At 56.7% G+C, this 15,086-nt stretch carries 16 protein-coding genes; 6 read left to right on the top strand and 10 right to left on the bottom strand.

The genetic code is table 11. The annotated features are described in order from the left end of the window. Positions 1–16: 16 nt before the first annotated feature. Together ABLU80_RS02375 and ABLU80_RS02370 are read right to left on the bottom strand one after the other, a co-directional pair. On the bottom strand, positions 17–1,420 hold the full coding sequence (locus ABLU80_RS02375; RefSeq protein ID WP_348849659.1) for a DUF1996 domain-containing protein: 1,404 nt from the start codon (positions 1,418–1,420) through the stop codon (positions 17–19). An 80-nt stretch (positions 1,421–1,500) separates the two neighbouring features. Continuing rightward, positions 1,501–2,220: a polyphenol oxidase family protein gene (locus ABLU80_RS02370; protein ID WP_046884222.1), complete on the bottom strand. Its 720-nt coding sequence runs from the start codon at positions 2,218–2,220 to the stop codon at positions 1,501–1,503. A 136-nt stretch (positions 2,221–2,356) separates the two neighbouring features. Between ABLU80_RS02370 and ABLU80_RS02365 the strand changes: the two genes are divergently transcribed. The 3 genes from ABLU80_RS02365 to ABLU80_RS02355 are packed head-to-tail and all read left to right on the top strand — an operon-like array spanning position 2,357 to position 5,158. Further along, positions 2,357–3,415: an ABC transporter substrate-binding protein gene (locus ABLU80_RS02365; protein WP_348849658.1), complete on the top strand. Its 1,059-nt coding sequence runs from the start codon at positions 2,357–2,359 to the stop codon at positions 3,413–3,415. Beyond that, positions 3,405–4,412, top strand: coding sequence for an iron ABC transporter permease (locus tag ABLU80_RS02360; RefSeq protein WP_213796247.1), 1,008 nt, complete (start codon positions 3,405–3,407; stop codon positions 4,410–4,412). Before ABLU80_RS02365 ends, ABLU80_RS02360 begins: the two co-directional genes overlap by 11 nt. Further along, positions 4,409–5,158, top strand: a complete 750-nt coding sequence (locus ABLU80_RS02355; protein ID WP_047079743.1) for an ABC transporter ATP-binding protein — start codon at positions 4,409–4,411, stop codon at positions 5,156–5,158. Before ABLU80_RS02360 ends, ABLU80_RS02355 begins: the two co-directional genes overlap by 4 nt. Here ABLU80_RS02355 and ABLU80_RS02350 read toward each other — a convergent pair. From ABLU80_RS02350 to ABLU80_RS02335, 4 genes are all read right to left on the bottom strand, one after another. Next, positions 5,142–5,882: a substrate-binding domain-containing protein gene (locus ABLU80_RS02350; protein WP_032707819.1), complete on the bottom strand. Its 741-nt coding sequence runs from the start codon at positions 5,880–5,882 to the stop codon at positions 5,142–5,144. The two genes, ABLU80_RS02355 and ABLU80_RS02350, sit on opposite strands and share 17 nt — an antisense overlap. A gap of 58 nt (positions 5,883–5,940) precedes the next feature. Continuing rightward, a complete protein-coding gene (locus ABLU80_RS02345) occupies positions 5,941–6,777 on the bottom strand; it encodes a hypothetical protein (protein WP_032711446.1) in 837 nt (278 codons plus the stop codon). A 15-nt stretch (positions 6,778–6,792) separates the two neighbouring features. Next, positions 6,793–8,115 (bottom strand): MFS transporter, encoded by a 1,323-nt coding sequence (locus ABLU80_RS02340; RefSeq protein WP_047079746.1) that lies wholly within the window; start codon positions 8,113–8,115, stop codon positions 6,793–6,795. A 76-nt stretch (positions 8,116–8,191) separates the two neighbouring features. Next, complete coding sequence (locus ABLU80_RS02335; RefSeq protein ID WP_348849656.1) at positions 8,192–10,042, bottom strand: TIM barrel protein; 1,851 nt, start codon at positions 10,040–10,042, stop codon at positions 8,192–8,194. Between the two features lie 127 nt (positions 10,043–10,169). Between ABLU80_RS02335 and ABLU80_RS02330 the strand changes: the two genes are divergently transcribed. After that, complete coding sequence (locus tag ABLU80_RS02330) at positions 10,170–10,808, top strand: TetR family transcriptional regulator (RefSeq protein WP_015367005.1); 639 nt, start codon at positions 10,170–10,172, stop codon at positions 10,806–10,808. Positions 10,809–10,834: 26 nt separating this feature from the next. Here the strand turns inward: ABLU80_RS02330 and fumD are convergent, their stop codons facing one another. Both fumD and ABLU80_RS02320 read right to left on the bottom strand, forming a co-directional pair. Continuing rightward, a complete protein-coding gene (fumD, locus tag ABLU80_RS02325; protein ID WP_015367006.1) occupies positions 10,835–11,047 on the bottom strand; it encodes a fumarate hydratase FumD in 213 nt (70 codons plus the stop codon). 235 nt (positions 11,048–11,282) lie between these two features. Continuing rightward, entirely contained in the window at positions 11,283–11,414 is a 132-nt protein-coding gene (locus ABLU80_RS02320; protein WP_161799851.1) for a hypothetical protein, read from the bottom strand. Between the two features lie 137 nt (positions 11,415–11,551). On the opposite strand from ABLU80_RS02320, the gene pykF reads away from it, so the two are divergent. Further along, complete coding sequence (pykF, locus tag ABLU80_RS02315) at positions 11,552–12,964, top strand: pyruvate kinase PykF (RefSeq protein WP_015705134.1); 1,413 nt, start codon at positions 11,552–11,554, stop codon at positions 12,962–12,964. Between the two features lie 312 nt (positions 12,965–13,276). Further along, the gene (locus ABLU80_RS02310) at positions 13,277–13,513 is read left to right on the top strand and encodes a major outer membrane lipoprotein (RefSeq protein ID WP_002908860.1); all 237 of its coding nucleotides are present in this window, start codon (positions 13,277–13,279) and stop codon (positions 13,511–13,513) included. A gap of 60 nt (positions 13,514–13,573) precedes the next feature. Here the strand turns inward: ABLU80_RS02310 and ABLU80_RS02305 are convergent, their stop codons facing one another. Continuing rightward, positions 13,574–14,560 carry a L,D-transpeptidase family protein gene (locus tag ABLU80_RS02305; RefSeq protein WP_348849655.1) on the bottom strand — a complete coding sequence of 329 codons (987 nt, stop codon included), beginning with the start codon at positions 14,558–14,560 and terminating at the stop codon, positions 13,574–13,576. A 100-nt stretch (positions 14,561–14,660) separates the two neighbouring features. Next, positions 14,661–15,077 carry a cysteine desulfuration protein SufE gene (gene sufE / locus ABLU80_RS02300; protein WP_015705132.1) on the bottom strand — a complete coding sequence of 139 codons (417 nt, stop codon included), beginning with the start codon at positions 15,075–15,077 and terminating at the stop codon, positions 14,661–14,663. Positions 15,078–15,086: the final 9 nt, after the last annotated feature.

Raw genomic sequence — 15,086 nt, 5'->3', positions numbered from 1 at the left:
TTACCTTTATTGGAAATTAAATTTCCGGGGTGGTTTTAAAGCCAACCAGCATCAGGATCGGCTGCTTCTGCGCCGCTGCGGCGTCAAACTGATAGTGGTTGCCCTGACGGTCGCCGCCGATGTACCAGGAGATCTCGGTTTTCCCTTCCGCCAGCGCCTTACGCACCGCTTTATCGATATCCACCATCCGATACTCACGAGATGAATTGAGATACAGTTGAGCATCAGAGTTGTAGCTGCAGGTCGGGCGATGCTTCCAGGTCACGCTCGCCGCGCTCCAGTCATTACTGGCCGGGTAGAAGAAGATCTGGTCCGCGCCGTTAGTTTCCACTTTGCCGCCGTACAGACGCAGGCGATATTTAAACAGCGACGCATCCTGATCTTTCGGCAGCGCCGGGATTTTAAACTTCACCAGGGTCAGGGTTTCCGGGTTGCTGGTACGGCCGCCTTTCTTCCAGTTATCGGAAATCTGCAGCGCTTCAGGCGCCCCGAAGTTAACATTCGGCTGCGCGCTCTCGACCACCGCGTTTTCTTCCGCCAGCGAGAAGCTATAAGGCACGTTGGTCCCGCAATCCATGCCTTCATTCATACAGTGTTCGGTCATGAAGTGCGCGCCCTCGACCGTCCAGCCGTTCATAAAATCAGCATGGGCAGTATAGATGCTGCCCCACTTCTCTTCACGTTTATCGCCCTTCATAACCGGGTCCATCGACAACTCAATTTTCGCCGTGTCCAGTGATTTAGTCTGCGGCAGCACATAGGCGATATTCATATTAACCGTCGGGATTTTTACCGGATAGTCGGCCGGGCAGGCGCCGTTGACATCATAGGCGGCGTTGCTGTGACCGTGACTCGGTTTCAGGTTGAAGCCATCCCAGCAGTTGGGGAACTGAATACCGATATTAAACTGCACCGCGTCGCCCGCTTTACGTAGGCCGCAAACCTCACCTGCCTTGTTGCTATAGCCTTTACCGTTGGCGCACAGGAAGGTTATCCGTGAGCTCGGCGCGGAGCCGTGGTGGTCGCCAGCCAGCAGCTCTAACCCCGACGGGAAAGGATGCAGCGGATACTGTTCGACTTTGGTCGCCTGGTAATAGGTTTTCTGATAAGCCGGAGTGACAATTTGTCCATCCGGCAACTTCATTGACGGCGCCCAATAGGCGGAACTATCGGCCTTGTTATCACAGGTGGTTTCCGGCTGCGCGCGCAGGGTTTGATAAGTTGATACCGCGTCGGTGTGGGTATTGCCGAAGAAATCATGCCACATCGCCTGGTTTGGCATACCGAACATCATAATCGCGTCGTCGCCAAGAGTGTGGCTGTAACCGCATACCGCCTGGGCTTGCGGTCCTGCATGGGCGGAAAAAGCGCTGGCGGCCAGCAGCGGGGTCAGGGCCAGTACAACTGAGTTAGCTTTCATTTTACGATCCTCCTTGTTTGAAGGACCGTAGAGATAGCAAGCGTGCGCCAATGTTACACATCAGCAAACATCATTTTATCTCATTCGCGCATAATCCATGAATACTGGAAGGTTTTCGCCGCCGGAAAATGGGTGCGCCGACGGTACGAGCCGAGCGCCTGCGGCGTGCAGTAGGTACAGCTTCCCAGCCATTCGGTATTTTCCGCCGCCACCCCGGCCTGTTGCAGCACCCGCTGCGCCAGCGCGCGGAGATCGAACCACAGATTATCGTTCCCGGTCGCCTGCGCTTGCCCGGTTTCTGGCGGGGCGAGGCGCTGATGAAACAGCTCGTCATTGTACCGTTTTGCCAGCTTGCCCGCCGGCATGGTCAACAGCAACTGATAAAACTCGGCCGAAACCTCATAGCAGCAGGCGTGAATATGCGGCCCGCAGACCACCACAACGTCTTCTATCGCCACCTGATGCTGGCGAAATAGCGCCAGGCTGTTTTCGATAATGCCGCTGGCCGCTCCTCGCCAGCCGGCATGCACGCTGCAAACATAGCGCCCATCCCGCGAGGCCATTAACAGCGGTAAACAGTCGGCGGTGACGACGCCGACCTTTTGCCCACGCAGAGCCGTAAATACAGCATCGGCATGCGGCCGCTCTGCCTGCGGCCCCTGATAATGATGAACAACATTGCCGTGCACCAGCTTAACCGGCGCCATTTCGCTGTACGGAAAAGCGGCGGTTTCGTGCACATCGAGAAAAGCGTAACGAATACCGGGGATATCACTTAATAAGCGGGATGGATAAGACATAACGGCGCATGAATGGATTGGTGGTGGATTTACCGTAGGTCAAAGCCGCTCGATACGCAAGATGTGGATGCTTTGTTCCCGGCATCGCTATATAATTTAATATATATCGCTTATTCTTATCCAACCGGGTTAATCCATGTCACCACACCGTTTACTTTTGGCGCTAACGTTGTTCAGCGCCAGCCTGTTCACCAGCCAGGCCTTTGCCGACCGCACCGTCACCGACCAATTGGGCCGCCAGGTTACGCTGCCGGACCACATCACCCGCGCGGTCGTCCTGCAGCACCAGACGCTAAATCTCCTGGTCCAGTTGAATGCCGGCGACGATATCGTCGGCGTGTTAAGCAGCTGGAAAAAACAGCTCGGGCCGCAGTTTGTCCGCTTTATGCCCGCTATTGAAAATCTGCCGATGCCGGGCGATTTAACTCAGGTCAATATCGAAAGCCTGCTGGCGCTGCATCCGCAGGTGGTGTTCGTCGCCAATTACGCGCCGCAGGCGATGATCCAGCAGATCCAAAACGCCGGGATTCCGGTCGTCGCGATATCCCTGCGTCAGGACGCGGCGGGCGAGAAAAACAAAATGAACCCGACGATGGCCGATGAAGAGCAGGCCTATAACGACGGGCTTAAACAGGGGATCCGCCTGATTGGCGAAGTCGTCGAACGCCAAAACCAGGCCGAAGCGCTGATTGATTACACCTTCGCGGCACGGGCAGAAGCTAACGCCCCGGTCGCCGGTATCCCTGACAGCCAGCGGGTGCGCGTGTACATGGCCAATCCAGATCTCAACACTTACGGCTCCGGCAAATATACCGGTCTGATGATGAAGCATGCCGGGGCGCTGAACGTTGCGGCCGCGACGGTTAAGGGTGCCCGTCAGGTCTCGCTGGAACAGGTTCTGCAGTGGAACCCTGAGGTGATCTTCGTCCAGGACCGCTATCCGCAGGTGGTCAAACTGATTGAAAACGACCCGCAATGGCAAGCGATAGACGCGGTGAAAAACCACCGCGTATGGCTGATGCCGGAATACGCCAAGGCCTGGGGCTACCCAATGCCGGAAGCGCTGGCGATAGGCGAACTGTGGATGGCGAAAAAGCTCTATCCTTCCCGCTACCGGAACGTCGATGTCGATGCGAAAGCGCAGGATTACTATCAACGCTTCTACCGCATGAAATGGACGCCGAATGCGCAGTAACCTTCACTGGGCCCTGCTGCACGGCGGGCTGACGGCGGCGACGTTGTTTATCGCTATCGCTTCGCTATGCCTGGGGCAGTACCACCTCAGCCTGAATGAGGTCTTTCATGAGCTTACGCATGGCGCGCCCGATAGCGACATCGCCGGGCAGATAGTCTGGTCAGTCAGGCTTCCCAGGGTAGCGATGGCGCTGTTGGCCGGCGGCTCGCTGGGGCTATGCGGCGCGACTTTACAAGGCGTATTCCACAACCCGCTGGTCGACCCGCATATCATCGGCGTGACCTCCGGCTCCGCCTTCGGCGGCACACTGGCGATCCTGCTAGGTTTTGACATCATATCGATGATGGGGTGTACCTTCTTCTTCGGCCTCGCCGCGCTGGCGTTGGTTTATCTGATTGCCAGGCTGCAAGGGCGTGAAAACACGCTAGCGCTGATCCTTTCCGGCATTATTCTCAGCGGTTTCTTTGCCGCGCTGGTCAGCCTGATGCAGTACCTTGCCGACACGGAAGAAACCCTGCCGAATATCGTTTTCTGGCTGCTCGGCAGCTTTGCCACCGCTAACTGGCATAAAGTGCTGTCCATGGCGCTGCCGGTCGCCGTCGCCGCCGTTATCCTGCTTAAGCTGCGCTGGCGTATCAACCTGCTGGCGCTGGAAGATAAAGATGCGCGCGGTCTTGGCGTTTCGGTGACCACATTGCGCCGCGGAGTGTTGGTTTGCTGCGCGGTGCTGGTCGCCGCCCAGGTCGCGGTCAGCGGCAGCATCGCCTGGGTTGGGCTGGTGATTCCGCATCTGGCGCGACTGCTGGTTGGCGCCGATCACCGCCGACTGCTGCCAACGGCATTCTGGCTCGGCGGCGCGTTTATGGTGGTGGTGGACGACCTGGCGCGCACCTTAACCCAGGCGGAGATTCCGATTGGCATTATTACCGCCCTGCTCGGCGCGCCGCTGTTTACCCTTTTACTCATTCGGTCCCAACGCCGCGGAGTGGCCCAATGAACATTTCATTATCACTGGACGCCCTGCGCTATGGTCATCGTCAGCCGCTCTTCTCCCCGCTGTCAATGCAGTGCCGTCACGGGCAAATCTGGGCGATACTGGGCGCCAACGGTCGCGGCAAAAGTACCCTACTGGATACCCTGACCGGCGTTCTGCCGCCGCTCGGCGGAAAGTTTAACGTAGAAGGCGGCATCGCCATCGTGCCGCAGTCGTTTCGTCCGGCATTCGGCTGGCAGGTACGCGATGTAGTACTGATGGGGCGCGCCCGCCACGTCGATCTGTTCGCGCAGCCGGGGCCGGAAGATGAACGGGAGGTTCAACAGGCGCTGGCGCAGTTGGGAATCGCCGCGCTGGCCAATCGGCTTTTTCGCGCCCTGTCCGGCGGACAGCAGCAGTTGGCGCTCATTGCCCGCGCGCTGGTCAGTGAGAGTCAGAATATCCTGTTAGACGAACCCTGCTCAGCGCTGGATCTGGCCAATCAACAGATTGTGTTACAGCTGATTAGCGACCTTGCTCATCGGCAGAAGCGCACCGTGATGTTCACCACCCATGATCCGACTCACGCCCTGCAGGTCGCCAGCCATACCCTGCTGCTGTTACCCGGCGGCGAATGGCTGGCGGGAGAGTCGTTCGCGGTGCTCAGCGAGACAAACCTGCGGCGCGCCTACGGGCTGCCGGTCCACAAAATCGATCATCCCGGTAGCGCAGTGCCGTTACTGGCGCCGCAGTTTACGATCCATCGTTAACGGCCAAAAAACCTGCCGCGCGCAGAAAGTTCTGCCCTTCCTCAGCGGTGATAAAGCGCCGTAGCTGCCGCGCGGCGGCGCTCTCCTCAATTTCTGCCAGCTGATACTCGCAGCGAATATTCCACGGCTCGGGAATGAGTAACGTGCGAAACTGCGCGCTCTCCGTCATCTGAACCGCATAGTGGGCGTAGCCGATAAACAGATCGGCAAAGTCTTCGCCAATTAGCCATGCCCCTGCGGTAGCGCCCGACGGTACAGTGAGCGACGCCCGACCGCCGACCAGCTGCTGCGCCCGGGCCATCAACGTCCGTCCGAGGCCCGGATAGCTGGCCTCAAGACGGGCAAAAAGCTGCCAGGTGTAATCACCGGAAGGATCGCAGCCCGGCGTCGAGGTCGCCAGCCGCAGCCGAGAATCGTGCAGTAACGCCAGCCAGTCAGCGCGATCGGTATCAGGCGTGCGGCGCACGGTCAGCATCAGTCGGTTAGCGGCAAACGAACAGCATTTTATCGCAAGCCCGGCTTGCAGCAGCGCCTGAGGGTGTTCGGTATTCGCACAGGCGAACAGCGAGCAGCGTTCGCCGCCTTCAATGCGTTCGCGCAGCAGGCCGGCCGGGCCGAACTGCGCCTCGACCTGAATGCCGCTAAGCTGCTGAAATCGCGCCAGCAGCGGGAGGAAAGCGCTTTTCAGGCTTCCCGCCGCCAGCAGGGTCAATGAAGGGGTCATCACACGAATCGCTATAAAGATAAAAATATAGCGCCAGGATAACGCCTTTTTTGTTGATTCAGTAGCGAATTTCCGCCCGTTCGCGCAGCTGTTCCGGCGTCGCCACCGGCAGCTGGAAGAACTCGAGATAGGCCGGGATCATTTCGAACAGCATATCGGTACCGCGCTGAATCGGACACCCCAGCGCCTGCGCCGCCCGCAGTAGCGGGGTGTATTCAACGCTCATCACCACCTCGCCGACCCAGGTGCGCGGCGACAGGCGCGAAACGTCCAACGGTAGCGGATCATCCGCTTTCATGCCCAGCGGCGTGGCGTTGACCACCAGATCCTGCGCGGCGGGATCGCCCTGCATCAGAACGATCTCCAGACGCGGATAGTGCTGATGCAGCCGCTGCGCCAGCGCCTCGGCGGCGGATAAAGAGGTATCGAACAGCGTCAAGGTACTAACCCCTGCGGCCGCCAGCGATGCGGCAATCGCCGAGCCGACGCCGCCGCAGCCGAACACCTGCGCCCGCGCCCCTTGTGGTTGAAAGCCCTTGCGCTTAATCCCCAGCACAAAGCCTTCGCCATCGAACATATCGCCGCGCAGGCTACCGTCGGCTTCGCGGCGGATGGCATTGCAGGCGCCGGCGATTGCCGCCGTCGGGCTCAGTTGGTCTACCAGCCCGCAGGTAGCCATTTTATGCGGCATGGTGACCAGCGCGCCGACGATGTTAGTCATGGAAAACAGCGCTGGCACCAGCGCCGCGTAATCCTCCGGCTTCACCCCCATCGGCACCACTTTGACGTCCGCCTCGCAATGGGCCAGCCATGGGTTATAAATCATCGGCGCTTTAAAACTGGCGGTCGGATAACCAAGATGCGCTATCAGCCGCGTATGACCACTAATGATCATGCCCTACTCCTGTTGTTACTGCGAAAGTTCGATGCGTTTGACATCGCCAAGAATAAACAGATAGGCCACTACGCCAAGCAGCGCCGCGCCGCCGATATAGACCAGCGCGTAGAAAAAACTACCGGAAGCGGCAACGATAAAACCGATAATCAGCGGCGTGAGGATCCCCGCCAGATTGGTGCAGAAATTAAAGATGCCGGCGGTTATCCCGCCCATCCCTTGCGGCGCGATATCGGAGATTAGCGTCCAGCCAAGGCCAACCATACCCTGACCGAAAAAGGCAAAAGACATCATCAGGATCACCGCCAGGTCGCTCGGCAGCCAGTTGGCGGAAATAATGCTGCTGGCCATCATCAGCCCGACGACGATAGGCAGCTTACGCGCCAGATTGGCCGAACCGGTGGCTTTCAACAGCTTGTCGGAGAGCCAGCCGCCAAACAGCACGCCACCCGCCGCGGCGAGAAACGGCAAGATGGCGAAGAAGCCTACTTTCAACCACGCCATGTGGCGCTCGGTCGCCAGGTACGTTGGAAACCAGGTCAGAAAGAAGACCAGCACGGTATTACCGGCGAATTGACCGACGCTGGCGCCAATCACCTGTCGTTTTGCCAACAGCTGGCGCACCAGCGGCCAGCTAAAAGCGTTTTGCTGCTGCTGCGCGCTAGCCAGTCCGCCGCCGCGAAGAATATGTTCGCGTTCACTGTCGCTCAGGCGGCTGTCCTGATGGGGTTCGCGGTAGCAACGCCACCAGACCAGCGCGAACAGGATGCCAACAATCCCGACGCTGATAAACAGCGCGCGCCAGCCGAAGCTGCCCATAATCCAGAACAGCAGCGGCGAGAAACAGGCCAGCCCGAGATATTCACCGACGGTGTAGACCGCCGTGGCCTTCGCGCGCTCCTGCTGTGGAAACCAGGTACTCACTACCCTGCTGTTGACCGGAAAACAGGGCGCTTCACTGACACCAAGCCCGAAGCGACACAGCAACAGCGTTTTCAAGCCAATCGCCATACCGTGAAATAAGGTGAACAGCGACCACAGCGCCAGCGAGAGGAAATAGGTCACCTTATTGCCGAAACGATCGAGGAAAATACCGCCGGGGATTTGCGCCAGAGCGTAGGTCCAGGCAAAGGCCGAAAAGACAATTCCCATGATGGCGGCATCAATGCCGAGCTCGGCGGTCAGTTTCGGCGCGGCAATACCGAGCACCGTGCGGTCGAGATAGTTAATCATCGTGCCGACGGCCAGCAGCGCCAGGATCCCGATACGCCGCCGGGAGCGAGGCGCGGTGGTCGCGGTATCAGCCGCCGTCGCCTGGTTATGGCTATAAGAGTTCATAGTCGTTTCCTGTCTTGAGTACAGATGAATGTTGTTATTGTGTTTGCGATGTTGTGTTGTGAACCATTTGCTACGTTTAACTGTACTGCATCGCCGAAAGGCGGACGGCGGCATTTACCGCGCCGTACTGGGCGTAACCGTCGCGCCGTTCGGTCAATTCGAAGAAGAAACGCCCCGCCGCGAATGGACGGGTATAAAGGTGGAGGAATTCGCCGCCGCGGGTATCACGGTCGTAGAGAATTTGCAGGCGTTGCAGCGTCTCTACCTGCGACTCTCCACCGAAGCGCGCCAGCAGATCCTCATAGTAATTCGCCGGGATCGGTAGCGCGTTCAGCGCGGCCTGCGGCAGATTTTCGAGCGTTGCGGGTAAATCGCGGCAGGCAAAAGCGGCGTGCTGTAGCCCGGCGCCCTGATAACAGGCGACCGAACGCGCTATCTGCGTGGCTCGACTTTGCGAAATATTCAGCGCCAGACGGATATCGCCCTGCGGGCTATGAACCGCCAGGCTGCGCACCAGGCCGTATGGGTCGGGCAACGTCTGTTCGTGTTCGAGACTGAAGCCGAAAACCGTACGGAAAAAGATAATCCAGTTGTCGCGGCTATCGGCCTCCATGCCTAATGCCAGATGGTCAATACCGCAGTAGTCGTCGCGCGGCGCGTCTGCCTGCAAATGAAAATCGCGGGCGTAGATGTCGTCACCGGTTTCAACCAGGTAGATCAGGCTGCCATCCGGGGCGCAAACCGCCGGGATCGAACTCTCATTAGGACCGGCATCCCCCTGCCAGGTGGCATAACCGTAGGCGCGGGCGCGCTCCACAACCGGCGTACTGTGGCTAACCCGCAGCGCCATTGCGCACAACGAGATGCCGTGGCGCTGATGAAAATGGTCGGCCCAGCTGTGCGGCTGCGCGTTAACAATCACCCGCGCCTCGCCATTACGCCAGAGCGCAACCTGCTTGGAACGATGCTTGCCCTGGAGCTTAAAACCCAACTGCGCCAGGCGCTGGCCAAGCGCGACAGACTCCGCCGGACTGGCGGCAAATTCAATAAACTCCAGGCCGTCATAGTGCGGTAGCGCAGGTGGCGAAAATAACGCCGCATCGCTATCCGCAAGCTGCCGACGGGTCTGCTCTTCGAGCCACAGCAACGAACGATAGCCATCTTTCGCCGTGGCACCCGTGGGCGAGGCGCGAAAGCCGTCATTGAAAATCTCCAGCGACCAGGGTCCGCGATAGCCGCAGCGGGTCAGTTCACAGGCGAAATCCACCAGCGGCAGTTGTCCCTGCCCAGGGAAGCAGCGGAAATGACGGCTCCATTCGAGGACATCCATCTTCATCAACGGCGCGTCGGCCAGCTGCAGGAAGGTGATTTTCTCAACCGGCACCTCGGCAAGTCCTTGTAGATCATCACCGAGCGACAGAATATGGAAACTATCAAGAACGATGCCCATCGCAGGGCTGTTAACCCGCTGCACCCGTTCCCATGCCTGACGCCAGCGGTTAACGTGAGTACCCCACGCCAGCGCTTCGTAGCCAATGACAACCCCCTCCTGCTCGGCGAGATCGGCCAGCGCGCGCAGGTCGGCGACCTGCAGTTCGATATCGGCCGAACAGTCCGGCTGGACGTTGCTACAGAGCAGCATGGTGTCGCAACCCAGTTCATGCATCAGTGCGAATTTCCGCTTCGCCCGCTGCAGGTTAGCGGCAAACTGCGCGCGGCTGGCGCCCTCAAAATCGCGAAAGGGTTGAAAAAGGGTGATTTTTAGCCCTAATTCAGCGGCAAGGTTGCGAATATCGCGCGGCGTGCCCGTATAATAGAGCAGATCGTTTTCAAAGATTTCAACGCCCTGATAACCGGCCGCGGCGATAGCGTGCAGCTTTTCGGGTAAAGTTCCGGATATCGAGACGGTAGCGATGGAACGCAACATAAGAGTCCTCGGGTCATCATTCGACATGAGCACTGACTATGTATCATTTGGTTCACAGGCGCCAGATTTGGTTGCTAAATTGTGATCATTATGTGTATTTTTTGTCTCCATAGAAAAAGGAGTCGTTATGTCCCTCGTTGCTCATGATGAAGCACAATCCCTGAAAGAGCGCATCTTTGCCGCCGCCATCACCGTGTTTGCCGAATATGGCCTCCCCGGCGCGCGTATGGAGCAGATCGCCATCGAGGCGCAAACCACCAAGCGCATGGTGGTCTACTACTTCAAGAGCAAAGAGCAGCTGTACCAGGCGGTACTGCAACATGTGTATGCGCGGATCCGTGAAACGGAACAACAGCTGGGGCTGGAGCACCTGCCGCCGGTCGAGGCGCTGGTGCAATTGGTGAAATGGAGCGTGCGCTATCACGCCACTCACGCCGACTACATGCGAGTTATCTGTATGGAAAACATGCAGCGCGGCAAGTGGTTGAAGGGTTCCGGGGAGCTGAAACCGCTGAACCGTACCGCGCTGTCGATTATCGAAGATATTCTGCAACGCGGCCAGCAACAGGGGATTTTCCAGGCCGGTCTGCAGGCGCGCGACGTGCATCGGCTGATCAGTAGTTTTAGCTTCTATCAGGTATCGAATTTTTATACTTTTAGCAGCCTGTATCTCGACGATCCGCTGCCTGAAATCGACGACGAAGCAATGGTTTCACACCACTGCGAGATTGCGGTAAAAGCGGTGATTCGGTTCGTTATCTCTTAAGCATTACTTATGTCGGGGCGCGGGGTTTAGTGCCCCGACAACGCGTGAATCACCCTTTCCATCGCCTCGCGGGTGAGCGCTGAACGTTCAATTTTGCTATTTGCCAGCGCGGTGCGTACGACACCGGCAATAACAATATGTTTCGGCTCCTGACCAAGATCGCGCATTTCCAATACCACCTTACCCACTACGCGGCACATTTCCTGATAGAGTTCGTCGTCTTTCGCTTTATTTCCCATTATTAAGACTCGTAAATTATCATTATCAATCAATTCATTATTGATACGATTTTATAATAAAGCAAACTGCGCTATTTTTTTTCACTCAATGAAGCGTTTTACTCCCTTTAATAGGTTTGTAAATGTGATAAAACACCGTTTAATCTGATCCGCTGCGGCAAAAGTGTGTTGCAGCTTCGCGAGCGAATCGTGTGAATTTTGTTACATTAATCACACTAAAAATGAAACGCCGTTTTTATTTTCCTTTTTCGTTTCGGCAGCGTATAATGCGCCTCGATTCTTTCTTGAATGGTTTCAGCGCATTGGACTGCACAAAAAAACGTACAAAACATTGCCACTTTTCATGGGCTGAACCGCCAGCACACATTCTTCTGCACGCTCTTTTGTTGTCACCTATCCTTAGAGCGTGGCATTGCAACTTTCGTAACACAGGTTTGACTCCGCGGCAGTGCGCCCCCGGAGCGAGATTTCCATATCCTTCACAACTTAAAGACTAAGACTGTCATGAAAAAGACCAAAATTGTTTGCACCATCGGTCCGAAAACCGAATCCGAAGAGATGTTGACCAAAATGCTGGACGCGGGCATGAACGTCATGCGTCTGAACTTCTCTCACGGCGACTATGCGGAACACGGTCAGCGCATCCAGAACCTGCGCAATGTGATGAACAAAACCGGTAAGAAAGCCGCAATCCTGCTGGACACCAAAGGGCCGGAAATCCGCACCATCAAGCTGGAAGGCGGTAACGACGTCTCCCTGAAAGCGGGCCAGACCTTTACCTTTACCACTGACAAGTCCGTGGTCGGCAACAATGAAATCGTTGCGGTGACCTACGAAGGCTTCACCACCGACCTGAGCGTCGGCAACACCGTACTGGTCGACGATGGTCTGATCGGCATGGAAGTGACCGCGATCGAAGGTAACAAAGTTATCTGTAAAGTGCTGAACAACGGCGACCTCGGCGAGAACAAAGGCGTTAACCTGCCGGGCGTCTCTATCGCTCTGCCGGCGCTGGCTGAAAAAGACAAGCAGGACCTGATCTTCGGTTGTGAGCAAGGCGTTGATTTCGTAGCCGCTTCCTTTATCCGTAAGCGTTCTGACGTGGTTGAAATCCGCGAGCACCTGAAGGCGCACGGCGGCGAAAACATCCAGATCATCTCTAAAATCGAAAACCAGGAAGGCCTGAACAACTTCGACGAAATCCTCGAAGCATCCGACGGCATCATGGTTGCGCGTGGTGATATGGGCGTTGAAATCCCGGTTGAAGAAGTTATCTTCGCGCAGAAGATGATCATCGAAAAATGTATCCGCGCGCGCAAAGTCGTTATCACCGCGACCCAGATGCTGGATTCCATGATCAAAAACCCACGTCCGACCCGCGCTGAAGCAGGCGACGTCGCTAACGCCATCCTCGACGGCACCGATGCCGTTATGCTATCCGGCGAATCCGCGAAAGGTAAATACCCGCTGGAAGCCGTTACCATTATGGCGACCATCTGCGAGCGTACCGACCGCGTGATGACCAGCCGTCTGGATTACAACAACGACAACCGTAAACTGCGCATCACCGAAGCGGTTTGCCGCGGCGCAGTTGAAACCGCTGAGAAACTGGAAGCGCCGCTGATCGTCGTCGCCACCCAGGGCGGTAAATCCGCACGCGCCGTGCGTAAATACTTCCCGGACGCCACTATCCTTGCGTTGACCACCAACGAAACCACCGCCCGTCAGTTAGTCCTGAGCAAAGGCGTAGTACCGCAGCTGGTGAAAGAGATCGCCTCTACTGATGATTTCTACCACCTGGGTAAAGAGCTGGCGCTGCAGAGCGGTCTGGCGCGTAAAGGCGACGTGGTTGTGATGGTTTCCGGCGCGCTGGTTCCAAGCGGCACCACTAACACAGCCTCCGTGCACGTGCTGTAATAATTTACAGGTTATTTTATCTTTTTTTAAAGCGCTCCAGTCGGGGCGCTTTTTTTTATTCATTCACTAGCTGTTCTTAATAAAAATGCAAATCGGATTTTACTATTTAATAAGAGATTATCTAAGATGAATCCGATGGAAGCCTTCTGTTTTCACAGCGCTTTTTAAACTAGATCTACGAATTCGATGCTTCTTTGAGCGAACGATCAAAAATAAGTGCATTCGGGTAAAAAAAATATTCTCATCCCAAAAAAGTTTGTGTAATACTTGTAACGCTACATGGAGATTAACTCAATCTAGAGGGTATTAATAATGAATCGTACTAAACTGGTACTGGGCGCGGTAATCCTGGGTTCTACTCTGCTGGCTGGTTGCTCCAGCAATGCTAAAATCGATCAGCTGTCTTCTGACGTTCAGACTCTGAACGCTAAAGTTGACCAGCTGAGCAACGACGTGAACGCAATGCGTTCTGACGTTCAGGCTGCTAAAGACGACGCAGCTCGCGCTAACCAGCGTCTGGACAACCAGGCTCACTCTTACCGTAAGTAAGAGTTCTGGTAATAAAAATGGCGCACATTGTGCGCCATTTTTTTTGCCTGTTGTTTTACCCTACTGCGTCAGTTTAGTGTCATTCTGCTGGCTATTCTGCGCTGACAGCTCGGACGTCGCGCTGCCCGCCCCTTCAGAAACCACCACCGGATAGCCCGCTCTTCGCGACAGCGCTTTTTTCAGCTGCAGGTGATCCACCGCTTTATCGTCAGAAAAGGCGTGAAACGCGGCAGGAAGCGTGTAAGAGATTGTCCGGGTATTTTCCCCTTCAGTTTGCGAAAGCGGCCTGTGGACCTCTACATAGCGTTTACCATCGGGTTCTACCGCGAACTTCACCGGCTGATTGATAATCCGTACCGGCGTGCCGGCGCGCACCTGGCTGAACAGCGCCTTGATGTCGTCAGCGTTCATTCGCATACAGCCGGAACTCACCCGTAGCCCGACGCTATCAGGCGCATTAGTGCCGTGGATCAGATACTCGCCGTTACCGTAGGCCAGTCGCAGCGCGTAGCGGCCTAATGGGTTATTGGGCCCGGCGGGGATCACCGGCGGCAGCTTAATGCCCTTCTCCAGCGAGCGCGCGCGAATACCGGCAGTCGGCGTCCAGGTCGGGTTAGGGATTTTCTGCCCGACGCGGGTGGTCATCTCCGGCGTTTCCAGCCCCAACTGGCCAATGCCGAGCGGATAAACCTGCACCTGATTTTGCCCCGGCGGGAAATAGTACAGCCGCAGCTCGGCCAGGTTGACGACAATGCCTTCACGCGGGACATCCGGCAGCAGCATCTGCGATGGGATTAAGACCCGTGTGCCCGGCTTCGGCTGCACCGGCGCAATCGTATCGTTGGCTTCAAGAATCAGCATCGCCGCCGTGTCGAAGTGGCGGGCGATAGCCTGCAGGTTGCGATCCCCTTCCTGTACCGTCCAGTATTGGTTTTGGCCAATCAAACGGCTGTTGGCTGGGGGAAGCGGATAATCGACAGCCCAGGCGCCGTGCTGCGCGCTCAGAGCTGCGAGAAGGGTCATTGCGATGAGAGACGCGCGTTTCATACTGAGATTCCTTCTTTCGCTGATAAAACGCCAGGATCTGCGCGGCGACGAAAGCGTTCGCCTTCGTCGCACGTAACAGAATGAAATCTACCTGTTTATTCTAGCTAAGATTTGCGGCTTTCGCGCGAATTGCGCGGATCATCGCTTCAAGGCCCTGCGAGCGGGAGGGGGTAAGATGTTGGGTCAACGCCATTTTTTCAAACCACGGGCGTACATCGAATTCGCTAATATCCTGCGCGGTCATGCGGTCATAAAGGATGAATACTACCGCAATCAGCCCTTTGACGATGGCCGCATCGCTATCGCCGCGTAGGGTAATCACGCCGGATGGCTCCTGCTCCATCACGATCCACACCTGGCTTTGGCAGCCCTGAATAATATTCTGCGCGATGTGTTCTTCCGCGCTGAGCGGCGCCAGGCGCTGGCCGAGTTCAATGATGTAGAGATACTTCTCTTCCCAGTTAGCGCAGCGAGAAAAGTTGCGCAGCAATTTGTCTTTGTCTGGTAATGCCGCCATAGTCGCGTC

The organism is Klebsiella sp. CN_Kp104 (genome assembly GCF_040064515.1).
Classification (GTDB): domain Bacteria; phylum Pseudomonadota; class Gammaproteobacteria; order Enterobacterales; family Enterobacteriaceae; genus Klebsiella; species Klebsiella aerogenes.
The sequence above is the reverse complement of the archived record's forward strand: the minus strand, read 5'-3'. Positions and strand labels throughout refer to the sequence as shown.